This is a genomic window from Planococcus wigleyi, from assembly GCF_014836985.1.
In the GTDB taxonomy this organism is placed as follows: domain Bacteria; phylum Bacillota; class Bacilli; order Bacillales_A; family Planococcaceae; genus Planococcus; species Planococcus notacanthi.
On record NZ_JACSPU010000003.1, the window covers coordinates 423696 to 448611 of the forward strand.

Consider the following 24916-nt stretch of genomic DNA (forward strand, 5'->3'; position numbering starts at 1 on the left):
AAAAGAGGAGCTCGAAAAGATATGAAAAAATGGTTATTGGTCGCATTTACCCTTATGATGGTGGCTTTCCTTGCAGCTTGTGGATCCACTGAAGAATCGACAGAATCTGATACAGCAACTGCTAAGGCAGAAGAAACAGAAGAAATGACAGTTAAGCATGAACTTGGGGAGACAACTTTTGACAAGAACCCAGAAAAAGTTGTCGTATTTGATTACGGTGTCCTTGATTCAATGGACAAATTAGGCATTGAGGCTGTTGCAGGAGTTCCTCAGGAATCTTTGCCGGCATACCTTGAAAAATTTGAAGATGTTGAGAAATATGAAAACGTCGGTACGTTAAAAGAGGCGGATTTTGAAGCGATTAATGCAATGGAACCGGACTTGATCATCATCTCTGGACGTCAGGCTGATATGTACAATGAGTTCGCTGACATTGCACCGACAATTCACATGGCTGTAGATACTACTAAATACATGGAGTCATTCAAATCAAACATGAACACACTTGGCGAAATCTTCGGTAAAGAAGATCAAGTAACAGAAGAGTTAGCAGCAATTGATGCACAGATCGAAGAAGTAAAAGCGACGGTAAGTGAGTCTGATGAAAAAGCGTTAATTACTCTTGCAAACGAAGGCAAAGTAAGTGCTTACGGCGCAGCTTCACGTTTCGGTATCATCCATGATGTATTCGGCGTAAAACAAGCGGATGAAGGCATCGAAGCTTCAACTCACGGCCAAAGCATTTCATTTGAATACATTCTGGAAACAAACCCAGACATGATGTTCGTAGTTGACCGCAACGCTGCTGTCGGAAACGAAGCAAGTGCTGCTGATTCTCTTGAAAATGAATTGGTACAAAAAACAAATGCTTACAAAAACGATAAAATCATCTACTTGGATCCGGATTTCTGGTACCTGTCAGGTGGCGGACTGCAATCTGTTTCTCAGATGGTAAAAGATATTGAATCTGCATTTGAATAAAGAGTGACTTTAGTCAGCGAGGGCGTTGTGCCCTCGCTGATTTTTTTATTTTATAAGCTTAATCGATTGAAAAAAATGAAATTGGGTATATAATATTTGTATAGGTTTTATATAAGTAATATAGTAATATAGACTGGTATTAAGGGTAAGATACATTATAGAGATGGAAGTGACGAAATGTTTTTAGCGTGGAACGAAATTATAAAGAATAAACTGCGGTTTACATTGATTATTGGCGTATTGATGCTCGTTGCCTATCTGGTATTCTTTTTATCCGGATTGGCAAGTGGGCTGGCTAGCTTGAATAGGGAGGCCGTGGATAAATGGGATGCTGATGCCATCGTCTTGACTGAAGAATCGGATCAGAGTCTGACTCAATCTTCTTTTGGCAGCGATGCAGTCGATACTATTGATGCAGATGAAACAGCAGTTCTTGGGCAATTGAATGCCATCGCGCAGACTGGCGACGAAAAAGCCAATGTCTCTATTTTTGGCATCAACAGTGATGAATTCATTATGCCTGAAATAACTGAAGGGAAGGAATTCACCGGTGCCAATCAGGTGGTAGCTGGTGATGCACTGAAAGATGACGGCTTTAAACTGGGAGATACCATCAGCTTGTCTTCAACTGAGGAAAAGTTGGAAATTGTCGGATTCACAGACGAAGCACGTTTCAATGCGGCTCCTGTTCTTTATACGGACTTGGATACGTTCGAACAAGTAAAGTTTGGTGAAGCGGCGGGAAGTGAAAGTCAAATCAGCGGAGTTGCTGTACGGACTGATGATATTTCAGGGGTTACAAATGAAGAGGACCTCGCGGTGATTGAGACAGAGACATTCATTGAAAGTCTCCCTGGATATACAGCGCAAAGCCTTACGCTGAACTTTATGATCTACTTCCTGTTTGCTATCTCCTCAGTAATTGTGGCGATTTTCCTTTACGTGTTGACGGTGCAAAAAATCAGTATGTTTGGGGTCATGAAAGCACAGGGAATTCCAAGCGGTTACTTGGCTCGTTCGGTTATTGCGCAGACAGCTATCCTCGCAGCGGTCGGTGTAGTGGTTGGCCTTGGATTGACGCTTTTGACAGGCGCCTTTCTTCCGAGTGCAGTTCCTGTAGGGTTTGATATTCCAACAATGCTGATATACGGATTGGTACTGATTGTGGTAGCCATTCTAGGTGCAGTGTTCTCGGTGTTAACCATTGTGAAAATTGATCCATTAAAAGCGATTGGAGGTTAAATCATGGCAGTATTAGAATTGAATCGAGTAAAAAAGTCATTTGGAACAGGGCATAAAAAAGTAGATGCATTAAAAGAAACGAACTTTCATGCGGAACGGGGAGAATTGATTGCTGTTATTGGGCCTTCGGGTTCCGGAAAAAGTACATTTTTGACGATTGCAGGAGGGCTCTTATCTCCGACAGATGGGGATATACTGATCAACGATACAAACATCGCGACATTAAATGAAAAGCAATTGTCGAAAATCCGGTTAAAGGAAATCGGCTTTATCCTTCAAGCTTCCAATTTGGTGCCTTTTCTGACAGTGGAAAAGCAATTGAAGCTTTTGGATAAAGTCAAAAAGGACAATCTGAACAAAGGACAGTTGGAACAGCTATACAAAGATCTGGGTATTGGGGACCTCCGTGCCAAATATCCATCAGACCTTTCGGGGGGAGAGCGCCAACGGGTGGCGATCGCCAAAGCGCTATATAGCAATCCCTCCATCATATTGGCGGATGAACCGACAGCCTCTCTTGACTCTGACCGTGCTTATGAAGTAATGGAATTATTGAAAGAAGAAACGAAAAATAAAAAGACCACGACGATTGTAGTGACGCATGACATCCGTCTGATCGACTATTGCGACAAGGTCTATAAAATGGTCGATGGCGTGCTGGAACTGCAGCAGCCGTGACAGTCGAGTTCGTTTGCCGATATGGCAGACGGGCTTTTCTTATGGCTTATGGTAAACTATGGGTAATGATGAAAGAGGTGAATGCGATGAAGCGTCTATTTTATCCGCTGGCAGTAGCCGCCTTACTCGGTTTTTTTGCTATTCTTGTAAATTACTCGAATGAATCCGTAATTCGAATCGATCAATCAGCGGCGGAGCTGCTGGACGGCAGAGTGTTGCTCGATGGCATGTCCTTTATCGGTGACCCATGGATGATCATTACTGTGAGCCTGTTGCTGCTTGTCTATCTTTGGGTATTCCGGAAAAATTACAGGGGAATGTTGTTTGTCTTTTTTTCTGTAGGTCTCGGAAACGTCTTGAATCAATTGATGAAAGAATGGTTTGAACGCCCGCGCCCGGAGTCGCCGCATGATCTGGAGTCTTTTAGTTTTCCATCTAATCATGCGATGGTTGGGCTGCTCTATCTTTTTACAGTAGCGTACTTTCTCTCGGAGGCAAGTACTTCCAGAAAATCGAAGGTGATTATCTGGGCATTGGCTGTTGCATTGGCTGTAACTGTTGCGTTGTCGCGTGTGGCGGGGGGAGAACATTATTTCTCTGATGTAGCTGCAGGTTCACTACTAGGTTACGCGTGGTTTGTTGGAGTTGCGGTCTGGTATGAAATACGAGAACGACAGTTTCGCAACAAGGCAAAGGCGCAAAAAGAAGAGGAATTCCTGGATTGAGCAGGAATTCCTCTTCTTTTGTTTGGATCAAGAAATTGATTTGCGTGGAACCGGTGCATCTCCGAGTTGATTCAGACGATGAGCGAATGAATCATTGCTTGCTGTTGGTGAACCTTGCAGCACGTCCTGCATTGAATAAGCTTGTGAGCCATGCTCTGAAAAATCGAGTCCAACTTCTTCTTCTTCGGCAGTGACTCTGAGCGGCACAATGGTGCCGATTGCAAACAGTACAAGAGTGGTTGAAATTGAAGCCCATACAATTACAGCAAGCACGCCGACTGCCTGGATGCCGAGAATTTCAGCTCCGCCTCCGTAAAGCAGACCGCCGGTAGTATCAAATAAGCCGATTGCAAGCGTCCCCCAGATACCTGCAATACCGTGAACGGAAATAGCTCCGACCGGATCATCGACACGAATTTTGGAATCAAGCAAGCGAATCGCTTCGGTCATGACGACCCCGGCTATCAACCCGATAGCAAGAGCGCCGACGAGAGAAACGTTTGCTGCGCCTGCGGTGATGCCGACAAGGCCGGCAAGTGCGCCGTTCATTGTCAAGGAAGCATCGATACGGCCATAACGCAATCGTGTATATCCAGCTGTAGCGATAACTCCGGCAGAAGCTGCCAATAAGGTATTGGCAATTACTGGAGGTACTAGAGCGGGGTCGGCTGCCAAGGTGCTGCCTCCGTTAAATCCGAACCAGCCAAGCCAAAGGATGAAAACTCCCAATGCGCCGAGCGGCAAACTGTGGCCAGGAATCGTATTGATAGCCTTGCCGCTGTATTTGCCGATGCGTGGACCGATTTTCCAAGCGGCGATAAATGCGGCTACGGCTCCTGTCAGGTGGACTACTGTGGATCCGGCGAAATCGATAAAGCCGATCTGTGACAGCCAGCCGCCTCCCCACACCCAATGGCCGACAATCGGGTAAATGACAGCGGTCATGGCGATGGTCAACAAGATGTATGCAGATAAATTCATTCGTTCTGCTACAGCTCCGGAAATGATTGTTGCACAAGTGGCGGCGAAAACAGCTTGGAAGACAAAGAATCCGATATCTTCAACGCCTGATAAGGCGAATCCTTGTGTGCCGATTAATCCTAAAGACGAGGGACCGAACATAAGAGCATATCCGACGATAAAATAAAGAATGGACCCAAGTGAGACAGTAATCATATTTTTCATAAGAATGTTCAATGTGTTTTTAGATCGTGTAAACCCTGATTCCACCATGGCAAATCCTGCATGCATGAAAAATACCAACATAGCCCCGAGCATCACCCATAACATATCTACTGAACTTTGAACTGCTTCCATCCAATCTCCTCCTTATCCAATTGCGACTATGCCGCGTTCTTTTGTTCGGATGCGTATGGCTTCTTCGACTGGGAGTATGAAAATCTTGCCATCCCCGACTTGGCCGGTTGAAGCATATTCCAACAGCGCCTGAATAATATCCTCGACTTTGTCATCGTCCACTACCATTTCCAATTTCAATTTCGGGGAAAATTCCATGGTGTAGGCGTTGCCTCGGAATAACCCGACACGGCCTTCTTGCTTTCCGATTCCGGCGATTTCCGTTACACTCAAACCGTCTATTCCTTCAAGTGCCAAAGCCTGGCGAACGTCTGCAAAAACGGATGGCCGAATGATTGTCTCGATTTTTTTCATGTCTTCTCCTCCTTGATGTTAGGTTTGTTAACATCATAATTTATATTTTCTGAAAACGCAAGAGTTTTTTATTTAAATGTTAGGTAACCTTACATTAAAAACAGAGGTGAAAAGGAATGTATAGAATATCTGAAGAAATAGCTGCTTTGGGGAAACGAAGAATTGAAGGATACCCGGTAGAAGGCTTCGTTTGGGGAAGCGGACCCACAAATCCTGCTCTTATGCTTGTAGGCGAGGCGCCAGGAGAAAATGAATTGGAAACAGGCATCCCGTTTACCGGCAGAGCGGGAAAAGAGTTGATGGCTTCCCTGCAAAGTGTTGGCTTGTCGAGGGAAGACGTCTACATAACAAGCGCGGTCCGCAGCCGGCCGTATAAATGGGGGGCAAAAAAGAAGCGAAATGGAGAAATAATCGAAAGAAAATACAACCGTGCTCCGACGAAAAAGGAAATTATCGCGCATGCACCCATATTAGATGCGGAAATTCGGGATGTCGGCCCACCGCTGATCGTGACCCTGGGAAATATTGGGCTGCAGCGCCTGATCGGACCGCAAGCGAAAGTAACGGAACTGCACGGCGTCCTCATGGAAACGCCAATTTTGCGGTGGAATGAGGAAGAAGGCAGCTTTAAAGAAACTGCTGAAGTTTATCATATTTTCCCTACATTCCATCCTGCCAGTGTCTTTTATAATCCGTCTGTTAGAGCACTTAAAGATGATGATTGGCGGAGATTAAAGGATCTTCTTGGAGAGATAAGATAAATGAATAATGGGAAATCTTTCTTAGTTGAAAAATGTTGCGCAAAGGAAACTTTTGCCGTACAATAACGTTATTCACTTGAATTGGAAAGAAGGCATGTCTATGGATAGTGCAGTCTTATTTGCGTTAGGATTGACTCTTTTTGCTGGACTCGCCACAGGGATTGGCAGTTTAATCGCATTTTTTGCATCCCGTACAAATACGAAGTTTTTATCAATTTCTCTTGGTTTTTCAGCCGGAGTCATGATTTACGTTTCTATGATTGAAATTTTCTTCAAAGCAAAAGATTCTTTGACGGGTGCCCACGGTGAGACGATGGGTTATTGGTTGACGCTTGCAGGCTTTTTTGGCGGAATGATCTTTATGGCAGGGCTGGATCGCATCCTTCCTCAATTGGGGAATCCGCATGAAGTTAAAACCGTGGAGGATATGGATGACGGGCCGACCAATGACGAATACGCCAGATTGCGTAAAATGGGTATTTTTACAGCGTTGGCTATCGGAATCCACAACTTCCCTGAAGGAATCGCCACATTTATGTCAGCTATACAAGATCCGGCTCTTGGGGTGGCGATTGCCATTGCGGTAGCTATCCACAACATTCCAGAAGGAATTGCAGTTTCGGTGCCGATTTATTATGCGACTGGAAGCCGGAAAAAAGCATTTCAGTACAGTTTTCTTTCAGGCATTTCAGAGCCGGTAGGAGCGATTGCGGCCTGGTTGTTCTTGATGCCGTTTCTTAGTGACACGTTATTCGGGATAATATTTGCCGGTGTGGCGGGCATCATGGTCTTTATTTCGCTGGATGAATTATTGCCAGCCGCTAAACGATACGACGAAGCACACCTGTCCATTTATGGGTTGGTAGCGGGAATGGCAGTCATGGCTGTCAGCCTGGTACTCATCGTTTAAATGAAACTTTTTGCCTCCTGTTCTCGTAGTAAAGAGAAAAGGAGGCTTTTTCTATGGATATCAAACACATTGAAGAAACTTTTTCAGAGGTGTCGAAAACATTGGGTTGGGCAGTGGATAAACGGATTGCCTTAGCCGTAACGAATATATACTTATCACGTGGCAAAGCCTTCGATGCCGAAGTTCATGAAGCTATTGTTGGAGTAATCAAAAAGAATGAAGGGTGGACGTCGCCGTTGCGCTCTCATCTGCTCCATGTAGCCGCAGCTTTCATGGCGGCGAAAGAAGAGGACGTGGAAAGTTCGCTGAAGTTGATCAACCAAAATCAGGGAGAGTTGAATAACGCGGGCTTCTGGAAAACATCCTATACGTATTTGGCGGCCCTGCTGATGAAGAAACCGGAAGAAGCGGACCGGGCAAGAAAATTATACGAAGAGATGAAAAAACACCATAAATTCCTGACCTCCAATGAAGATATTCCTTATGCCGTTTTATTGGGGAGCAGGGAAGGGTCGCTTGAAGAGAGAGCTGAAACGATGAATATATACTACCGTGATTTGCGTGAGCAGGGCTTCAATATGGGGAATGACCTTCAGTGGCTATCCCAGATCATGACGTTCGATTCGCCTGTTTATGATCCGGAAATGGTCGGCAGGGTTTTGGCGATCCACCAATTTTTTAAAGAAGAGAAAATCAAAATTCGTGCGGCGCAGTATCCCGTTCTCGGTTTTTTGGCGGTCATGCGAGCAGATGGGAAAGCGCTCCGGGGGATTGTAGAAAATACTCGTGAATTAGAGGGAAATAAAATTTTCCGTTGGTATAAAGATGTGGCGTTTTCAACTGCTGTGCAGCAGGCGCTGAATGATACGATTGACGCGCAGGAAATTTCGGCAATGACCTTCTCTACGTCACTGGAAACCTTGATGCAGGCCCAACAGGCTGCCATGATGGTCAGCATCAATGCGGCAGTCATCTCTTCGACCAATAGTTCCTCAGGTTCGTGATCATAGGGCAATGTTCGAACCGCAGTGGCTTTGTGCAAAGGGCAGCTGACAGAGATGGTTCAGCAAGAAGCACTTGGAAGAATATTATTTTGCTTAAATGAATTTACTTTAAATTAATTGAAAAAACAGACTTTTCGGTAGAGGGTTGTCACTGATTCTCCTACGGCGTATAGTGGTGTAAAGACAGTAGTTTACACGTGTCATGACAAGGAGAATGAAGATGTCAGTTTTAGTTGGGCAAAAACCAAGTACAATTTCAAGAAACAAATTATTGTGGGTCGCAGGACTGGGTTGGCTTTTTGATGCCATGGATGTTGGAATCCTTTCCTTTGTTATTGCGGCGTTGCATGAAGACTGGGGTTTGACTTCGAGTCAGATGGGCTGGATCGGCAGCGTCAACTCCATCGGGATGGCAGTAGGTGCTTTTGTTTTCGGGATTTACGCAGACCGGGTGGGCAGGAAGAAGATATTCATCATCACCTTGCTGTTGTTTTCTATAGCTAGCGGACTTTCTGCCTTTACCACCACATTAGCGGCGTTTATGATTTTGCGGTTTTTTGTCGGGATGGGGTTGGGCGGAGAATTGCCGGTGGCATCCACTCTGGTTTCCGAAAGTGTACCAGCGAGAGAGCGCGGACGCGTAGTGGTCTTGCTCGAGAGTTTTTGGGCAGCAGGCTGGCTGGTTGCAGCAATTATTTCGTACTTCATCATTCCGTCGTTCGGCTGGCGGATTGCGCTGTTGCTGACGGCATTGCCGGCGCTCTATGCGCTTTATTTGCGTATCAACTTGCCGGATTCACCGCAGTTTTCTGCTAAAAAGAACGTTTTGCGATCCGTCTCTACTAATATCAAAGATGTCTGGTCCAAAAAATACAGACGGCCTACTTTGATGTTGTGGATTGTCTGGTTCACAGTCGTCTTTTCGTATTATGGAATGTTCCTATGGCTTCCGAGCGTGATGGTACTCAAAGGATTTACGCTGATCCAAAGCTTTCAGTATGTATTGATCATGACACTGGCGCAGTTGCCTGGCTATTTCTCAGCGGCCTGGCTGATCGAACGCATGGGCCGGAAGTTTGTGCTGGTCAGTTACCTGATCGGAACAGCTGCAAGCGCTCTGGCGTTCGGCAATGCGGATACAATTGCTTTATTGATTGTGGCTGGAGCATTTTTGTCTTTCTTCAACCTGGGTGCTTGGGGCGCGCTGTATGCCTATTCGCCGGAGCAATACCCAACGGTTATCCGTGGGACCGGAACGGGGATGGCTGCATCTTTCGGGCGTATAGGAGGTGTTCTTGGACCACTTCTAGTAGGCTCGATGCTGACAGCCGGTATTGGCGTGAATGTGATTTTTGCGATTTTCTGTGTGTCTATTTTGATTGGAGCACTGGCGGTTGCGTTTCTTGGAACCGAAACAAAGCAATTGGAATTGGAATAAAAAAGTGATAGGCGGCGCTCTCGATTTAGTTTCGGGAGCACTGCTTTTTTTTTCGGCCAAAGGAACTACTGCCTTAAGGAAAATGAAGACTTCTTTGGCAAAGAAAAAATGGATGTCAGCAGGAATTTACCAGAATATAGCTAATACCATTAAGAAGAGGAATTACGACAGAATGGACGTGGGAAAATGGAATTGATTATCTATTCGGATTCAGCTGCTTTTTCAGAAAGGGTTGCTCCCTTGTTATATCGGGACGAAGACATCCATAGTTTGTTTTTAGGGATACTCGGGCAAATCGAAGCCGAGCGGTATGAAGATTATTTTTTAGCCATTGGAGAAGAGCAGGGAGAGATTGTGGCAGCTTGCTTGATGACTCCCCCGCATGCTTTGCAGTTGGTGATCTTTCAGCCGCTGCCTGACATTGAACGAGAAGTTGCCGATCACCTGCAGAATCTGGGCGTGGAAGTCAACGGGATTGTAGGTGAACAGGAAACGAGCCGTCTTTTTGCTGAAGCCTGGACCTCTAAAAATGATGAGCAAATAAAGGTGCTGATGAACCAGGGGTTGTATCGCATCGACGCGGTCAATAAAGGGTTGCGGAAAAGTGAAGGAACATGGAGGATAGCGAGTAAAGAGTATGCGGAACTCCTGGAGGGATGGTACCGCTTATTTGAAGAGGAAACGGGGATCGGCATTTCCACTCAAGCTGAGGCTGCACATAAGATTGATGACTTTCTGGAAAGAAAGGAAGTTTATATATGGGAAGTGGATGGGGTGCCTGTTTCCTGTATGAAGAAATCGCGGCCTTCCAAAAATGGCATCACTGTCTCTTTTGTATTTACCCCAATGCAATATCGGGGCAAGGGCTATGCCCGGACGCTGGTAGCCGAAGTCACCGATGAATTGCTGATGGAATATGATTTTGTAATTCTGTACACCGACCTCACCAATACAACAGCCAATAAAATCTATAGGGAAATCGGCTACGAACAAATCGCCAATCCGGTCCATCTTGTTTTTGAAGAGCAATAAATTTATGCCGACCGCTAAAGGAATAAAATAAAGGTGAAGAGGGTATAAAAAACCTAGGCTGAAAGAAACAGAAGGGAGCGGAGGCTATGATACGATTTGAAAACGTCACTAAGCGTTTTCCGGATGGAACGGAAGCCTTGAAAGACATTTCACTCGTTCTTCCCACTCATGAGTTGACTGCCATCATCGGTCCCAGTGGATGCGGCAAAACTACGCTGATGAAAATGATCAATAAGCTGGAAAAACCGACTGGCGGCACTATTTATATTGATGAAAATCCAATTAACGGAATGGATGAAGTTCAGCTGCGGCGATCGATCGGCTATGTTATTCAACGAATCGGCTTGTTTCCCCATATGACGATTTCTGATAACGTATCTCTTGTGCCGAAATTGCTGGAATGGCCTAAAGACAAAAAAGAAGCGCGGGTTCGGGAATTGCTGCAATTGGTCGGTCTTGATCCGGAAACTTACATGGACCGCTTTCCGCTCGAATTGAGCGGTGGGCAGCAACAGCGTGTAGGTGTAATCCGTGCACTTGCGGGAGACCCCAATATTGTCCTGATGGATGAACCGTTTTCAGCGCTTGATCCCATCAGCCGGGAACAATTGCAGGACGAACTCAGAAATCTTCAACAGACCATCAATAAGACCATTGTGTTTGTTACCCATGACATGGACGAAGCGTTGAAAATTGCCGATTCCATCATCGTTATGCGTGATGGCCAAGTGGAACAGATAGGGACGCCTCAGCAATTGGTGGACGATCCGGCCAACGAATTTGTCCGTAACTTTATTGGTGTAGAACGTATCAATCAAAAGCGGGCATTCGGTGAAAAACGACTTTTTGAGTTTTTGGACTTATTTACTGCAGAATGGAGTGGCGGTGCCGAGAAGATTTCTGCGGATGCCACCATTGAAAAAGCATTTCTTCAATTGGACGACAGCCGCCATAATTACCTGGCGATTGTTGAAGGCGAGCAAATTATTGCGTATGCCACCGATCGTGATCTGTTGAAAGCGGCTTTGTTTAAAGAACAGGGGGTATCGGTATGAAGAGTTTTTTGGATACTCTCGTCAGCCGCCAAGATATGATCATCAGCGCTTTTCTGGAACATATCTATCTTTCGTTTGTAGCGGTGGCAATCGGTATCGCAATTGCCTTGCCGCTGGGAATCATTATTACGCGCTACCGCCGCTATGCTGAACCGATCATTGGGGTAACTGCCGTTTTCCAGACTATTCCAAGCCTTGCTTTGTTCGGTTTTTTAGTGCCAATTTTAGGGATCGGCTCACCTACCGCTTTAATTGCGCTGATCATCTACGCTTTGCTGCCGATTCTGCGCAATACGTATGCGGGAATTGTGGGAGTCGACGGCTCTACTATTGAAGCCGGGCGGGGAATGGGCATGACGCGGACACAGATCTTGCGGCAGATTGAGTTGCCTCTTGCTTTGCCGTTCATCATGGCTGGAATCCGGACTGCGACTGTACTCACTGTCGGAATAGCGACACTTGCTACCTTCGTTGGAGCGGGAGGTCTGGGAGATATCATCTACCGCGGCCTGCAATCGTATAATAATTCCCTGGTCTTGGCGGGTGCCCTGCCGGTTGCGTTGCTGGCCATTGGATTTGATCAGATTTTGAAATGGATTGAAAAAAGAGCAACACCAAAAGGCTTAAAGACATAGGAGGAAATTGAGGATGAAAAAAGCGGCATTAGGTATTTTAGTGGCTGGAACAACTGTCATCATTGCGGGTTGCGGTCCGGGTGGAGGGACATCGGATCCTCTAGTGATCGGCGGAAAGCCGTGGACAGAGCAATATATTTTGCCTCATATCCTTGGGCAGTACATTGAAGCGAATTCCGAGTACACAGTGGAATATGAAGACGGGCTTGGTGAAGTGGCGATTTTAACGCCTGCATTGGAGCAGGGAGACATCGACATGTACGTAGAGTATACAGGCACCGGCATGAAGGACGTCCTGAAGGAAGAATCGGTGCCTGGACAATCTTCGGAAGAAGTGTTGGAAATCGTCAGAAAAGGATATGAAGAAACGCTGGACGCGACTTGGCTGGAGCCACTTGGATTTGAAAATGGTTATACATTAGCGTTCTCAAAAGACAAAGGCTACGATGCTGAAACTTACTCGGATCTGGCTGAGATTTCGAAATCGGAAAATATGCGTTTCGGAGCACCGCATCCTTTCTACGAACGCCAGGGAGACGGCTTTGATGACTTAGTGGCAACCTATCCTTTCGAATTTTCAGCAACGGAAAGCTTTGATCCCGCGATTATGTACGAGGCCGTTAATAGTGGGGAAGTAGACGTCATTCCTGCCTTTACGACAGATAGCCGCATCGGACTCTTCGATCTCGAAACGACCGAAGACGATCAGTCGTTTTTCCCGAAATACGATGCAGTTCCTGTTGTGAGAATGGAGACGCTTGAGGAATATCCTGAACTTGAAGAGGTCCTAAGCGGACTGGCTGGACAAATCAGTGAAGAAGAAATGCTGGCTATGAACGCGCGTGTGGATGTGGATCAAGACCAAGCCAGTGATGTAGCGCGTGAGTTTCTGATTGAAAAAGGATTAATAGAAGAATAAGGACCAACAGGCGCGTGTGAAAAGCGGAATCAATAGCTTATCACCTTCGCCTTTTTCTATTTTATGGGAGCAGGAGTCAGGATTTTATAGTATTTAATTCCGTTTTCTTGTACAATTATTTTAACTTAAAATAGATTGTAAATTCTGAAAACTAAGGAGGGGGAAAATGAGAAGTGGTCTGATCATTTGTATAACAGCGATAAGTGCAGCTCTTCTTACAGCGTGTGGAGGGCAGGCGGAAAATTCGGATCCCATCGTCATTGGAGGCAAACCGTGGACTGAACAGTATATTCTGCCGCAGATTTTGGGCCAATACATTGAAGCCAACTCGGAGTATTCGGTAAGTTACGAAGAAGGGTTGGGGGAAGTGTCGATTTTGACGCCGGCGATTGAAGACGGAGATATTGACATGTACGTTGAGTATACGGGGACTGGACTAAAAGATGTTTTAAAAGAAGAGTCCGTGATTGGGGAATCTTCAGAAGAAGTGCTGGCGCGTGTGCGGTCTGGCTACGAGGAAACTTTAGGGGTGACTTGGCTGGAACCGTTGGGCTTTGAAAACAGTTATACAGTGGCTTTTTCTAAAGACAGCGGCTTTGCGGCACAGACACTTTCGGAGCTGGCGGAAATAACCCGATTGCAACCTGTAAGCTTTGGTGGGCCCCATTCCTTTTATGAGCGTGAAGGAGATGGCTATGAAGATTTAGTATCCACATACAAAATGGAGTTTTCTGGAACTGAAAGTTTTGATCCTTCTATTATGTACGAAGCGGTTGCCGAAGGGAGTGTGGACGTCATCCCTGCCTTCACGACAGACAGCCGAATCGAATTATTCGATTTGCAGACCACCGAAGATGATTTAGGATTTTTTCCAAAATACGATGCTGTACCGATTGTCCGGCAAGAAACCTTAGAAGAGTATCCTGAGCTTGAAGATTTGGTGAATGAACTTGCCGGTCAAATCAGTGAAGAAGATATGCTGCTCATGAATGCAAAGGTTGACCAAGACCAGGCGATCGCAAGCGATGTAGCGCGTGAATTTCTGATTGAAAAAGGATTGATAGACGAATGAGGGAGATTCTGCAGCTTCGGCTGCAGAATCTTTTTATTTGAAATACGCATCTTTTTGTTTTAGTTCAGCCTCTGCCTGATAGTGACAGTCACGGGGATTACTTCTTTATTTCTTCTAGCATTTGGGAATAGGTTCTTGTACAATGAATTTAATGAGTGAATAGTCATTCAATTCAGCTAAATGAAAGCGATTCCAATAAAATGGTGGGGTGAGACATGTGAGAGAAGTTGTGATTATAGAAGGGGTACGTTCTCCGGTGGGAAGAAGAAAAGGTGGATTTGCCAATACACGTCCGGATGAACTGGCAGCAATTGTGCTGGATGAACTGGTGACGCGTGCAGGAGTAGATAAAAAAGACATAGAAGATGTTATTTTGGGCTGTGTGTCGCAGGCCGGTGAACAGGGTGGGAACATCGCCCGTACGGCAGCATTGATTGCTGGTTTTCCAGATTACGTGCCGGGTGTCACCATTGACCGCCAATGTGGATCTAGCCAGCAGGCTGTCCATTTCGGGGCACAGGCGATTTTAGCAGGAGACATGGACATTGTCATCGCTGGCGGTGTAGAAAGCATGACGCGCGTTCCGATGTTCTCCAATATGCAAGGCGCCAAGCTGAGTGAAAAACTGACCAATCAATACGAAATCATTAATCAGGGGTTGTCAGCTGAACGGATTGCTGAAAAATGGAGATTCACACGCGAACAGTTGGATGCCTTCGCGGTACAGAGCCATGAACGTGCGCAACAAGCCATTCAGGCCGGGCATTACGAACGTGAAATTGTGCCGATTGAAACGCAAGGGCCGGAAGGTGAAAGCCGGACAGTGGCGGTGGATGAAGGGCCGCGTCCAGGCACAACGCAGGAAGTATTGGCCGGGTTAAAAACGGCCTTTGATGAAAATGGAGTAATTACAGCAGGCAATGCCAGCCAAATGAGTGACGGCGCTTCAGCCGTTTTATTGATGTCGGCTGAGAAAGCAAAAGAATTGGGCTTGAAGCCGAAAGCGCGGATTCTCGCGCGTGTAGTGGTGGGTTCTGACCCGACATTAATGCTGACAGGGCCGATAGCTGCGACAAAGAAAGTCCTTGAAAAAGCAGGACTGGAAATCGGCGATATGGACCGCTATGAAGTCAATGAAGCATTTGCGCCGGTGCCGCTTGCTTGGCTGCACGATATCGGAGGAGATCCTGAAAAGTTGAATGTCAACGGAGGAGCAATTGCTCTTGGCCATCCACTAGGCGCGACAGGCACCAAACTATTGGTATCGCTGCTGCATGAGTTGGAACGGGCAGAAGGGCGCTACGGCTTGCTGGCTATTTGTGAAGGAATGGGCATGGCCAATGCGACGATTATTGAAAAACTATAAATCAATTGAATGTTGAGGGGGAAGACAATGGAATTTTCACAGGTTAAGGCAGTGGTGACAGGCGGAGCTTCCGGGCTTGGAGAAGCGACGGTGCGCCGCATTGCAGAAATTGGCGGCAAAGCAGCTATATTTGATTTGAACGCAGAACGTGCACATAAGTTGATTGAAGAATTGGGCGAAGAATCGGTTGTTTACATGGAGACGGATGTGACAGACGTTGGACAGGTTGAAAGCAACATCAATGCAGCGGTTGAGCAATTCGGGGCGATCAATTTGATTGTCAACTGTGCAGGGATAGGAACTCCTGGAAAAGTGTTATCCAAAGGAACGCCGATCGCGCTGGATCAATTTGAAAAAGTCATCAAAGTGAATTTGATCGGCAGTTTTAATGTAATCCGTATTGCTGCGGCAGCTATGCAGAAGAACGAACCGAACGAGGAAGGCGAGCGCGGAGTCATCATTTCAACCGCCTCCGTTGCAGCCTATGAAGGGCAGATTGGCCAAGCGGCCTATAGCGCTTCAAAGGGTGGGGTCGTATCGATGACGTTGCCGATAGCGAGAGAACTGGCGAGAGACGGCATCCGTGTCATGGCGATTGCGCCTGGGCTGATGGAGACGCCGATGGTGGAAGGGCTGCCGGATGCAGCCATTGCTTCCTTGTCTGCAGCAGTGCCATTTCCGGCACGCCTCGGAAAACCTGCTGAATATGCACAATTGGTCGAAAGCATTGCAGCAAATCCGATGCTGAATGGCGAAACGATCCGGCTTGACGGAGCAATCCGCATGCAACCGAAATAAGGGGGACGAAAAAATGGGGAAATACCGTTTTGAAGAAGAAGAGCACGTCATGTTCCGCAAGTCGTTGCGGAAGTTTTTGGAGAAAGAGGCAATTCCAAATTACGATCAATGGGAAAAAGATCGCCTCATTCCGAAATCATTTTGGAAAAAGCTTGGAGAAATGGGCTTTTTAAGTCCTCAAGTAGAAGAGCAATACGGCGGGCTTGGCCTGGATTTTCGTTATGCGGTCGTAATTGGAGAAGAAATGGAGCGGGTGGGCGCCAGTTTGACAGGTGTTGGGCTCCATAATGACATTACGGTTCCTTACATTGAAGCCTATGGAAACGAAGAACAGAAACAGCGCTGGCTGCCAGGCTGTGTTTCTGGCGATCACATTACAGCGATTGCCATGACAGAGCCGGGAGCTGGATCTGACCTGGCTAATATATCAACCACTGCCGTTCGGGATGGCGACAATTACATAGTCAATGGCCAGAAGACCTTCATCACCAACGGCATCAATTCGACGTTGGTTTTAGTGGTGGTGAAAACCGATCCAAAAGCAGAACCGAAGCATCGCGGAATTTCGTTGCTGATGGTGGAAGAAGGAACGCCAGGCTTTACAAAAGGGCGCAAGCTCGACAAGGTCGGCCTCCATGCACAGGATACATCCGAGCTGTACTTTGAAGACTGCATAGTTCCTGCAGCAAATTTGATCGGCGAAGAAAACAAAGGCTTTACTTACCTGATGGAAAAACTGCAGCAAGAACGCCTGGTGGTTGCCATGGCAGCTCAAGTGGCTTCAGAAGATATGCTGGAAATGACCTTGGATTACGTGAAATCAAGAAAAGCCTTTGGCAAACCGATCGGCTCGTTCCAGAATTCCCAATTCAAGTTGGTGGAAATGGCGACGGAAATCGAATTGGGCCATTCGTTTTTGGAGTCGCTCATTGAAGACCATATGGCTGGCAAAGACATCGTCTCCAAAGTATCGATGGCGAAATTTTGGCTGACCGATACGGCGAAAAGGATTTCCGGAGAATGCATGCAATTGCATGGGGGATATGGATATATGGAAGAATACAAAATTGCCCGGCGCTACCGTGACATTCCGGTAGCCGCGATTTATGCGGGTTCCAATGAAATCATGAAAACCATCATCGCCAAACGGATGGGGCTCTAAATGAAGGATGCGTTGAAAGGCGTTCGCGTACTGGATGTCACTTATTATGTTCCGGGACCGTATGCCGGCATGCGGCTCGCTGAATTGGGAGCGGAAGTCATCAAAGTGGAGCCGCCTGCCGGTGACCCTGCTCGCTATATGAGCGGCGGCCATGTCCATCGGGCCAATAACCGGGGGAAGAAAATTGTCCATATCGACTTGAAATCACCTGAAGGGCGTTTAGAGATGTTGGATTTGGTGAAAAGTGCGGACGCGCTCATTGAAACATTCCGGCCGGGCGTCATGAAAAAATTAGGCTTGGATTATGACAGTTTGAAAGCGGTTAAACCGGATTTGGTTTATTGCTCTTTATCGGGGTACGGGCAAACCGGTGAAATGGCAAGCCTTGGCAGCCATGATCTGAACTATATGGCTTTATCCGGTGCCTTGGATCAATTGGCGGATGCTTCCGGAAAACCGGTCCATCCGACCAATACTTTTGCTGATTTTACTGGAGGCCTATTGGCGTCTGAACAGCTGATTGCGGCATTGTTGAAGAAATTCAGGACCGGCGAGGGACAGTATTTGGATATCGCCCTTGTAGAAGTAATGGCGGAATTTCTTGGCAACCATGATGTCTACCATGAAGCGGGCATTTCAGAAAAAGGAGTACCTGAAATCGGCGGCGCACGTGTCAGCTATGCTATTTATGAAACAAAGGATAGCCGTTATATGACGTTAGGCGCGCTGGAAGACAAATTCTGGCGGGCGTTCTGTGAGTTTGCCCAACGGCCAGAATGGCTTGAGTGGGCAGAGAAACCACTGGATAGCCCCGAACACCGAGAAATAACGGAGTTTTTCAAATCGAAAGACTGGCTGGAATGGTACCAAATATCCTTGCAGGTGGATGCCTGCCTGGCGCCTGTATTAAAAGCGCATGAACGGCATGAGCACCCGTTTTTCATCGAAAAAAATAGAGCGAAAAAGGAGTCGGATGTGACATGATGGATTCGCCATTATTATTATCAGCTTTCGTAAAAAGAGCAGAGCGTTACTTTCCGGAAAAACTGATCATTTCACGGACTGGAGAAAACAAGGTCCATCGCATTCCTTATAAGGAGTTTGCTGTGCGGACTCGAAAATTGGCTGCTGCTCTAACGAAAATGGGGATGGAGCGGGGCACGAAAGTTGGAAGTTTTGCCTGGAACCATCATCGTCACTTGGAATTGTATTTTGGCGTGCCGGGTGCCGGCGCGATTCTGCACATGATCAATATTCGCTTGTCTCCGGAACACATCGCCTATGTCATCAACCATGCGGAAGATGAAATTCTGCTGGTTGACCATGATTTATTTCCATTGATTGAAAAATTGGCGCCGATGTTGAAAACAGTTAAACATTTTGTCGTCATGAAAGATGGCAACGATTTGCCGGAAACGGCACTTGAAAACGTCTATTCCTATGAAGAGTTGTTGGCTGCTGAAGACGGCAGCTTTGAATTCCCGGAAGATCTGGATGAAAATACACCCGCTGGCATGTGCTACACGTCGGCAACGACCGGCAATCCAAAAGGCGTGGTCTATACGCATAGAGGATTGGTGCTCCACAGCTATGCGTTGGGTATGAATGATGCTATGGGCTTGTCAGAACGTGACATTGCCTTATCGATTGTGCCGATGTTCCATGCCAATGCATGGGGCTTGCCGTTTGCTTGTGTTTTGTTCGGGACGACGCAAGTATTGCCGGGGCCTGGATTTGCTCCAGGGATGCTGCTGGATTTGATTGAATCGGAAAAAGTTACGTTGACTGCCGGCGTTCCAACTATCTGGATGGGTGTCTTAAAGGAATTGGAAGCCAATCCGCGAAATATTGACACGTTGCGGATGATCATTTGCGGGGGATCAGCTTCGCCTAAAGGGTTGATCCGGGCGTTTGAAGAAAAATACCATGTTCCGTTTGTAACAGGATATGGCATGACGGAAACTTCGCCGCTTGTCAGTCTGGCCATCACCACTTCCGCTATGGCTGATCTGACGATGGATGAGCGCATCGAACGCCGCTCCATGGCCGGCTTGCCGATGCCGGGGCTGGAAGTACGGATCGTCAACGAAAATGGCGAGGCTCGGTGGGACGGTGAAACGATGGGTGAGCTGAATGTCAAAGGTGCCTGGATCGCCGATGAATACTACAAAGACGAACGGACCGCTGATGCGTTCAAGGATGGTTGGCTTTATACAGGCGACATTGCTGTGATCGAGCCGGATGGCTACATCAAGCTGACAGACCGCACGAAAGACCTGATCAAGAGCGGAGGGGAATGGATTTCCTCTGTCGATTTGGAAAATTCTTTGATGACCCATGAAGCAGTCTTTGAAGCAGCTGTGGTCGCCGTTCCTCATGAGAAATGGATGGAACGCCCACTTGCTTGTGTGGTGCTGAAAGAAGGCTACGCGGAAGACGAAGCGACGAAATCGGAATTGCTGGCCTATCTGGAGAGGCAATTTGCCAAATGGTGGGTACCGGACGATGTGGTTTTCTTGAAGGAAGTGCCGAAAACATCAGTCGGAAAATTCCTCAAAGCGGCTTTAAGAAAAGAATTGAACGGCTATTACCAGTAATTTTTATTGATTTGAGCGCAAGTGCCCGGAAAACTTTGGGCACCTGCGCTTTTTTTTATCCGTTTTGATGGAAAATAGAACTACTTTGCTGGTCTTTCTTGTATCGGTTAAAGTGGTATGGCTGCCTACGCATTTCTTTTACTTGACAGAATATACAAAACCTTTTAACATAAGGGTCAACTTGTTGTACGAGAAGCAAGTCCTTTTGAGAGAAGAGCCCAGAGAAGACGAGAATAGAAGAGTGTATAAATCGAGGATTGAGACGAGTAGGCAGGGAAATCCATTTAGAGAGTCAGCGGCTGGTGGGAGCTGATTGGGTGATCTGCGCGAATGGACTTAGGAGAGCTGGCCTGAAAGCGGAAGCGAGTAAGGGAGACGTAAGCCCTGCGTTAAAGGGAAAGGCGAAGAGCCTGTTTAAGTGAGTGCAGAAATTTCTTGCATTAATGCGTGGTGGTACCGCGGTTTCAACCCGTCCCCGCAATCAGATAGCTATCTGATTGCGGGGATTTTTGCATTTAAAAACGAGACGAGGAGAGATTAGCATGAGCAGAGTAGAGAATATGAGCGAGCAAACAATGTACGAAAAATCATTGGAAATTTTGAACGGTACTATAGATGAGCAACGGGTAAAAGCATTTTTATCAGGTTTGCATGAAAAAGGCGAAACAGCAGATGAATTGGTGGGCTTAGTCAAAGCGATGCGCGAAAAAGCGGTAGAGCTGCCAATGGTAGAAGGGGAACTGGTAGATGTTTGTGGAACCGGTGGTGACCGCTCATACAGTTTCAATATCAGTACGTTGACCGCTTTTGTGTTGGCGGGTTGTGGATTGACGGTAGCCAAGCATGGCAATCGCAGTGTTTCCAGTAAAACGGGCAGTTCGGATGTATTGGAGGCGCTTGGCATTTCCACTGAATCGGACATCGAGTCAATTCCGATGATGCTTGATCAGACGGGGATTGCGCTTTTATTCGCCCCGGCCATCCATCCGGCACTTGGGGGAATGCGCCAGATTCGTAAAGAGATCGGGACTCCGACTATTTTCAACTTGGTGGGCCCATTGGCGAATCCGCTGCCGATTACAATTCAAATGACCGGCGTCTACCGCCGCGATATGCTGGAACCGATGGCTGATGCCTTAATCCGGTTAGGGCGAAAGAAAGGTGCACTGGTTCATGGGGCTGGCGGATTGGACGAATTGTCACTTGCAGGAACCAATGAACTGATCATCTTCGACGAGAACGGCAAGCGGAAAATGACCATCCATCCAAATGAAGTCGGTTTGGAAGTTGCTTCAATTGAAGCGATTCGTGGAGGCGATCCGGAGCGCAATGCAGAAATCTTTATGGATGTACTGTCTGGAAATGACAGCCCTTATCTGGATACAGTGGCATTGAATGCAGGTACGGTTCTGTATGTCAGCGGCAAGGCTGAAACGGTGAAAGAAGGCGTTCAGCAAGCGAAGGCTTCGCTGCAAGCAGGCGAAACTGCACGGGTCTTTGACTTGCATCGCTTAGCGGCGGGGGTGTTGGTATGACGACGATACTGGATAAAATCATTGCAACCAAATATGAAGAAATAAAAACATATCAACCAATCGAACAAAGTGCGGCCGTCTTTCCTGAAAAAACGAAGCTGCTGCAGCATTTGCAAGAAAAGAATGGCGTCATTTCGGAAATCAAACGTGCTTCTCCTTCGAAAGGGGATATCCAGACAGAAGTGGATATCGTGGCACAAGCGAAAAAATACGAAAAAGCAGGGGCGGCTGCAATTTCAGTGCTGACCGATGAAACTTATTTTAAAGGATCGATCAATGATTTGCGTGAAGTGGCGCAAGCGGTGTCCATTCCTGTCTTGTGCAAAGATTTTATGGTCAGTGAAATTCAGATTGACCGGGCTCAACAAGCAGGAGGCACCATCATTCTGTTGATTGTCGCAGCATTGGAAAAGCAGCAGCTGCAACACTTGTATCAGTATGCTCTTTCTAAAGGACTCGAGGTGTTAGTGGAAGTCCACGATGAAGAGGAACTGAAGGAAGCATTGGAGCTGGATGCCAAATTAATTGGCGTCAATAACCGTAATTTGAAGACTTTCGAAGTGTCAATTGAACGGACTGCGCAATTGGCGGAGAAGTTTCCGTTTGACGGTGAGCGCGTACTCATCAGTGAAAGTGGGATGCACACAAGAGAAGATGCGAAATTTGCCTATGCGAACGGAGCTTCCGGAATTTTAGTGGGCGAAGCGTTGATGCGGTCTGAAGATCCCGGCAACTGGATCCGTCAAGCAACCAGTGAGGAGGCAGTCAAGTGACCAAAGTGAAAATCTGTGGTTTGAAAGAAGAACAGCATGTCCAAGCAGCGAAGCGGGCTGATGCAATCGGATTCGTCTTTGCCCCAAGCAAACGGCAGGTGACAATTGAGCAAGCCGCGCAATTGGCTAAGCACATTCCAGCAGATACAGATAAAATCGGTGTCTTCGTCAACGCTTCTTTAGAAGAAATTGAAGATACAATAGCTGGCGTTCCGTTGACGATGGTTCAGCTGCACGGGGATGAGCCGGACGAATTGGTCGAGGCGATTCGCGTACCCGTCATACAAGCTTTCTCGATCCGCACAAAAGAAGACGTCGACCAATTGAAAAAATCACGGGCAGATTATGTACTGGTGGATGCACCGGGTACCGATTACCGTGGAGGCAGCGGCAATGTCTTTGATTGGACTTTATTGGACGGAGCCGATATCGACTCATCCCGCCTGATTGTGGCGGGAGGCTTGAATCCCGAAAACGTCCATGCGGCAATCGGCCAAACGGCTCCTTATATGGTGGACGTTTCTAGTGGAGTTGAAACCGAGGGACGCAAAGACTCTTCGAAAATACAGGAATTCATTAAACAAGTAAAGGATGATTCGATGGAACAGACAATAGAAAAAACAGGATTTTTCGGTAAATATGGTGGGCAATTTGTGCCGGAAACCTTGATGAAAGCAGTTAAGGAATTGGAGGATGCTTACAACGAAGTAAAAGAAGATCCTGAATTCCAAAAAGAATACCATCACTATTTGTCTGAATATGTGGGACGTGAACAGCCGTTGACATTCGCGAAACGGATGACTGAAGCATTGGGCGGTCCGAAAATCTATTTGAAGCGCGAAGACTTGAACCACACCGGCGCCCACAAAGTGAATAACGCGATTGGACAGGCGCTGCTTGCTATGCGCATGGGCAAACGCAAAATTGTAGCGGAAACCGGAGCGGGGCAGCACGGTGTGGCGACTGCAACCATTTGTGCACTTTTTGATCTGGAATGCGTCATTTTCATGGGTGAAGAAGATATTAAACGCCAGCAATTGAACGTCTTCCGCATGAAATTATTGGGTGCCCGTGTTGAAAGTGTCACGAAAGGCAGTGCGACCTTAAAAGATGCCGTCAATGAAGCCTTGCGCTACTGGGTTGCCAATGTAGAAGATACTCATTATTTGATCGGTTCGGCTCTTGGGCCACACCCATTTCCGACGATGGTCCGCGATTTCCAAAGTGTCATCGGCGAAGAAACCAAACGGCAGATTCTTGATAAAGAGGGCCGACTGCCTGATGCCATCCTGGCATGTGTCGGCGGGGGCAGCAACGCCATCGGCATGTTTTATCCGTTCATTCAAGACAAAGATGTCCAGTTGATCGGTGTTGAGGCTGCAGGTGAAGGTGTGGATACAGAAAAGCATGCTGCAACGTTGACCAAAGGAACCGAAGGCGTGCTTCATGGCGCATTGATGAAATTATTGCAGGACGATGCCGGCCAGGTGCAGGAAGCGCATTCGATTTCTGCTGGGCTTGATTATCCGGGAATTGGTCCAGAACATGCGCATTTGGCAGACATAGGCCGTGTTGAATACCGCGCGATTACCGATGAAGAAGCGTTGGCTGCGGTCATCAGCATGTCCCGCCTTGAAGGGATCATTCCTGCACTTGAATCGGCTCATGCGATTGCGGAGGCCGAAAAGCAGGCGAAGGCGATGACTGCCGATCAGATTATGGTCATTTGCGTATCAGGGCGCGGCGATAAAGATATGGCTACGTACGCTGAAAAATTGGAGGGACTGTCATGAATAGACTGGAACAGCTGAAAAGTTCAGGGAATAAAGCATTTGTCGCTTATATCATGGCGGGAGATGGCGGTCTCGGCCGTTTGAAGGAACAAGTGCAGTATTTGCAGAAAGCAGGCGTGACGGCCATTGAAATCGGCATCCCTTTTTCGGATCCGGTAGCGGACGGTCCGACGATAGAAGCGGCGGGAAACCGTGCCTTGAAACAAGGGGTCACCCTTCAGAAAGTGTTGGAAGAACTGCAAAGCTGGACTTTTCAGGTTGAAATCCCGTTATTGGTCATGACCTATTTGAACCCGGTGCTGAGATTCGGTGTGGAACGTTTCGCTACTGAATGCGGCAAGGCTGGAGTCTCAGGCGTGATTATTCCGGATCTTCCTTTCGAACATAAACAGCTGGTACAGCCTTACGTGGATAAAGAAGGCATCAAGCTGATTCAGTTGGTGACTTTGACGACGACCGATGTTCGCTTGAACGATATTCTCGGCGAAGCGGAAGGTTTTGTTTATGCAGTGACGGTTAAAGGCATTACAGGGTCGCGTGATGAAATGTCCGAAGAAGTCAAAGCGTTCATGCGGAAAGTCCGGGAGAAAAGCCCGGTTCCGGTCTATGCCGGTTTCGGTATTTCGAAAAGCAGCCATGTCGACTTGCTGCGTGATGACGTGGATGGCTTTATTGTGGGAAGTGCCATTGTCGAGGCTTTCAATGACAATAGAATTGAAGAAATCGAACCGCTTATCCATGCAGTGACTGCCGCCCATTCGGTATAATA

At 47.1% G+C, this 24916-nt stretch carries 25 protein-coding genes and 1 other annotated feature; of the genes, 23 read left to right on the forward strand and 2 right to left on the reverse strand.

Annotated elements, in window-relative coordinates; translation table 11 throughout:
- Positions 1 to 21 precede the first annotated feature (21 nt).
- The 4 genes from H9630_RS10800 (at position 22) to H9630_RS10815 (ending at position 3626) form a co-directional block, all read left to right on the forward strand.
- A complete protein-coding gene (locus tag H9630_RS10800) occupies positions 22 to 981 on the forward strand; it encodes a siderophore ABC transporter substrate-binding protein (protein ID WP_191715492.1) in 960 nt (319 codons plus the stop codon).
- Positions 982 to 1158: 177 nt separating this feature from the next.
- A complete protein-coding gene (locus H9630_RS10805; RefSeq protein ID WP_191715493.1) occupies positions 1159 to 2223 on the forward strand; it encodes an ABC transporter permease in 1065 nt (354 codons plus the stop codon).
- Between the two features lie 3 nt (positions 2224 to 2226).
- Positions 2227 to 2901, forward strand: a complete 675-nt coding sequence (locus tag H9630_RS10810; protein ID WP_191715494.1) for an ABC transporter ATP-binding protein — start codon at positions 2227 to 2229, stop codon at positions 2899 to 2901.
- A gap of 41 nt (positions 2902 to 2942) precedes the next feature.
- A complete protein-coding gene (locus H9630_RS10815) occupies positions 2943 to 3626 on the forward strand; it encodes a phosphatase PAP2 family protein (protein ID WP_191715495.1) in 684 nt (227 codons plus the stop codon).
- Positions 3627 to 3653: 27 nt separating this feature from the next.
- Here H9630_RS10815 and H9630_RS10820 read toward each other — a convergent pair whose 3' ends face one another.
- On the reverse strand, positions 3654 to 4943 hold the full coding sequence (locus H9630_RS10820) for an ammonium transporter (protein WP_191715496.1): 1290 nt from the start codon (positions 4941 to 4943) through the stop codon (positions 3654 to 3656).
- Between the two features lie 12 nt (positions 4944 to 4955).
- On the reverse strand, positions 4956 to 5297 hold the full coding sequence (locus H9630_RS10825; protein WP_142827327.1) for a P-II family nitrogen regulator: 342 nt from the start codon (positions 5295 to 5297) through the stop codon (positions 4956 to 4958).
- Positions 5298 to 5413: 116 nt separating this feature from the next.
- Between H9630_RS10825 and H9630_RS10830 the strand changes: the two genes are divergently transcribed.
- The 19 genes from H9630_RS10830 (at position 5414) to trpA (ending at position 24914) form a co-directional block, all read left to right on the forward strand.
- Complete coding sequence (locus H9630_RS10830) at positions 5414 to 6058, forward strand: uracil-DNA glycosylase (protein ID WP_191715497.1); 645 nt, start codon at positions 5414 to 5416, stop codon at positions 6056 to 6058.
- Between the two features lie 100 nt (positions 6059 to 6158).
- The gene (gene zupT / locus H9630_RS10835) at positions 6159 to 6968 is read left to right on the forward strand and encodes a zinc transporter ZupT (protein WP_191715498.1); all 810 of its coding nucleotides are present in this window, start codon (positions 6159 to 6161) and stop codon (positions 6966 to 6968) included.
- 53 nt (positions 6969 to 7021) lie between these two features.
- Complete coding sequence (locus tag H9630_RS10840; protein ID WP_191715499.1) at positions 7022 to 7972, forward strand: DUF4003 family protein; 951 nt, start codon at positions 7022 to 7024, stop codon at positions 7970 to 7972.
- A gap of 220 nt (positions 7973 to 8192) precedes the next feature.
- Positions 8193 to 9410, forward strand: a complete 1218-nt coding sequence (locus H9630_RS10845; RefSeq protein ID WP_191715500.1) for an MFS transporter — start codon at positions 8193 to 8195, stop codon at positions 9408 to 9410.
- Positions 9376 to 9606 (forward strand): hypothetical protein, encoded by a 231-nt coding sequence (locus H9630_RS18815; protein WP_225218491.1) that lies wholly within the window; start codon positions 9376 to 9378, stop codon positions 9604 to 9606. Before H9630_RS10845 ends, H9630_RS18815 begins: the two co-directional genes overlap by 35 nt.
- Complete coding sequence (locus H9630_RS10850; RefSeq protein ID WP_191715501.1) at positions 9597 to 10442, forward strand: GNAT family N-acetyltransferase; 846 nt, start codon at positions 9597 to 9599, stop codon at positions 10440 to 10442. The genes H9630_RS18815 and H9630_RS10850 overlap by 10 nt, the downstream gene beginning before the upstream one ends.
- Positions 10443 to 10528: 86 nt before the next feature.
- On the forward strand, positions 10529 to 11497 hold the full coding sequence (locus H9630_RS10855; RefSeq protein WP_191715502.1) for an ABC transporter ATP-binding protein: 969 nt from the start codon (positions 10529 to 10531) through the stop codon (positions 11495 to 11497).
- Complete coding sequence (locus H9630_RS10860; RefSeq protein WP_191715503.1) at positions 11494 to 12132, forward strand: ABC transporter permease; 639 nt, start codon at positions 11494 to 11496, stop codon at positions 12130 to 12132. Before H9630_RS10855 ends, H9630_RS10860 begins: the two co-directional genes overlap by 4 nt.
- Before the next feature lie 13 nt (positions 12133 to 12145).
- The gene (locus tag H9630_RS10865) at positions 12146 to 13051 is read left to right on the forward strand and encodes a glycine betaine ABC transporter substrate-binding protein (protein WP_191715504.1); all 906 of its coding nucleotides are present in this window, start codon (positions 12146 to 12148) and stop codon (positions 13049 to 13051) included.
- A gap of 166 nt (positions 13052 to 13217) precedes the next feature.
- Entirely contained in the window at positions 13218 to 14123 is a 906-nt protein-coding gene (locus tag H9630_RS10870) for an ABC transporter substrate-binding protein (protein WP_191715505.1), read from the forward strand.
- A gap of 217 nt (positions 14124 to 14340) precedes the next feature.
- Positions 14341 to 15489: a thiolase family protein gene (locus tag H9630_RS10875; RefSeq protein WP_191715506.1), complete on the forward strand. Its 1149-nt coding sequence runs from the start codon at positions 14341 to 14343 to the stop codon at positions 15487 to 15489.
- 27 nt (positions 15490 to 15516) lie between these two features.
- Positions 15517 to 16287: a 3-hydroxyacyl-CoA dehydrogenase gene (locus H9630_RS10880; RefSeq protein ID WP_191715507.1), complete on the forward strand. Its 771-nt coding sequence runs from the start codon at positions 15517 to 15519 to the stop codon at positions 16285 to 16287.
- Positions 16288 to 16300: 13 nt separating this feature from the next.
- The gene (locus tag H9630_RS10885; RefSeq protein ID WP_191715508.1) at positions 16301 to 17449 is read left to right on the forward strand and encodes an acyl-CoA dehydrogenase family protein; all 1149 of its coding nucleotides are present in this window, start codon (positions 16301 to 16303) and stop codon (positions 17447 to 17449) included.
- Positions 17450 to 18433 carry a CaiB/BaiF CoA transferase family protein gene (locus H9630_RS10890; protein WP_191715509.1) on the forward strand — a complete coding sequence of 328 codons (984 nt, stop codon included), beginning with the start codon at positions 17450 to 17452 and terminating at the stop codon, positions 18431 to 18433.
- On the forward strand, positions 18430 to 20046 hold the full coding sequence (locus tag H9630_RS10895; RefSeq protein ID WP_191715510.1) for a long-chain fatty acid--CoA ligase: 1617 nt from the start codon (positions 18430 to 18432) through the stop codon (positions 20044 to 20046). Before H9630_RS10890 ends, H9630_RS10895 begins: the two co-directional genes overlap by 4 nt.
- 244 nt (positions 20047 to 20290) lie before the next feature.
- Positions 20291 to 20526, forward strand: a binding site (T-box leader).
- A gap of 62 nt (positions 20527 to 20588) precedes the next feature.
- Entirely contained in the window at positions 20589 to 21581 is a 993-nt protein-coding gene (trpD, locus tag H9630_RS10900) for an anthranilate phosphoribosyltransferase (protein WP_191715511.1), read from the forward strand.
- Positions 21578 to 22354 (forward strand): indole-3-glycerol phosphate synthase TrpC, encoded by a 777-nt coding sequence (gene trpC / locus H9630_RS10905; RefSeq protein WP_191715512.1) that lies wholly within the window; start codon positions 21578 to 21580, stop codon positions 22352 to 22354. The genes trpD and trpC overlap by 4 nt, the downstream gene beginning before the upstream one ends.
- The gene (gene trpB / locus H9630_RS10910) at positions 22351 to 24147 is read left to right on the forward strand and encodes a tryptophan synthase subunit beta (protein WP_191715513.1); all 1797 of its coding nucleotides are present in this window, start codon (positions 22351 to 22353) and stop codon (positions 24145 to 24147) included. Before trpC ends, trpB begins: the two co-directional genes overlap by 4 nt.
- Positions 24144 to 24914: a tryptophan synthase subunit alpha gene (gene trpA / locus H9630_RS10915; protein WP_191715514.1), complete on the forward strand. Its 771-nt coding sequence runs from the start codon at positions 24144 to 24146 to the stop codon at positions 24912 to 24914. Before trpB ends, trpA begins: the two co-directional genes overlap by 4 nt.
- The last annotated feature ends 2 nt before the right edge of the window (positions 24915 to 24916 follow it).

Coding starts and splice junctions, on each gene's coding strand:
- H9630_RS10800 (WP_191715492.1), top strand. CDS start 22: ATGAAAAAATGGTTATTGGTCGCATTTACCCTTATGATGGTGGCTTTC.
- H9630_RS10805 (WP_191715493.1), top strand. CDS start 1,159: ATGTTTTTAGCGTGGAACGAAATTATAAAGAATAAACTGCGGTTTACA.
- H9630_RS10810 (WP_191715494.1), top strand. CDS start 2,227: ATGGCAGTATTAGAATTGAATCGAGTAAAAAAGTCATTTGGAACAGGG.
- H9630_RS10815 (WP_191715495.1), top strand. CDS start 2,943: ATGGCTTATGGTAAACTATGGGTAATGATGAAAGAGGTGAATGCGATG.
- H9630_RS10820 (WP_191715496.1), bottom strand. CDS start 4,943: ATGGAAGCAGTTCAAAGTTCAGTAGATATGTTATGGGTGATGCTCGGG.
- H9630_RS10825 (WP_142827327.1), bottom strand. CDS start 5,297: ATGAAAAAAATCGAGACAATCATTCGGCCATCCGTTTTTGCAGACGTT.
- H9630_RS10830 (WP_191715497.1), top strand. CDS start 5,414: ATGTATAGAATATCTGAAGAAATAGCTGCTTTGGGGAAACGAAGAATT.
- zupT (WP_191715498.1), top strand. CDS start 6,159: ATGGATAGTGCAGTCTTATTTGCGTTAGGATTGACTCTTTTTGCTGGA.
- H9630_RS10840 (WP_191715499.1), top strand. CDS start 7,022: ATGGATATCAAACACATTGAAGAAACTTTTTCAGAGGTGTCGAAAACA.
- H9630_RS10845 (WP_191715500.1), top strand. CDS start 8,193: ATGTCAGTTTTAGTTGGGCAAAAACCAAGTACAATTTCAAGAAACAAA.
- H9630_RS10850 (WP_191715501.1), top strand. CDS start 9,597: ATGGAATTGATTATCTATTCGGATTCAGCTGCTTTTTCAGAAAGGGTT.
- H9630_RS10855 (WP_191715502.1), top strand. CDS start 10,529: ATGATACGATTTGAAAACGTCACTAAGCGTTTTCCGGATGGAACGGAA.
- H9630_RS10860 (WP_191715503.1), top strand. CDS start 11,494: ATGAAGAGTTTTTTGGATACTCTCGTCAGCCGCCAAGATATGATCATC.
- H9630_RS10865 (WP_191715504.1), top strand. CDS start 12,146: ATGAAAAAAGCGGCATTAGGTATTTTAGTGGCTGGAACAACTGTCATC.
- H9630_RS10870 (WP_191715505.1), top strand. CDS start 13,218: ATGAGAAGTGGTCTGATCATTTGTATAACAGCGATAAGTGCAGCTCTT.
- H9630_RS10880 (WP_191715507.1), top strand. CDS start 15,517: ATGGAATTTTCACAGGTTAAGGCAGTGGTGACAGGCGGAGCTTCCGGG.
- H9630_RS10885 (WP_191715508.1), top strand. CDS start 16,301: ATGGGGAAATACCGTTTTGAAGAAGAAGAGCACGTCATGTTCCGCAAG.
- H9630_RS10890 (WP_191715509.1), top strand. CDS start 17,450: ATGAAGGATGCGTTGAAAGGCGTTCGCGTACTGGATGTCACTTATTAT.
- H9630_RS10895 (WP_191715510.1), top strand. CDS start 18,430: ATGATGGATTCGCCATTATTATTATCAGCTTTCGTAAAAAGAGCAGAG.
- trpD (WP_191715511.1), top strand. CDS start 20,589: ATGAGCAGAGTAGAGAATATGAGCGAGCAAACAATGTACGAAAAATCA.
- trpC (WP_191715512.1), top strand. CDS start 21,578: ATGACGACGATACTGGATAAAATCATTGCAACCAAATATGAAGAAATA.
- trpA (WP_191715514.1), top strand. CDS start 24,144: ATGAATAGACTGGAACAGCTGAAAAGTTCAGGGAATAAAGCATTTGTC.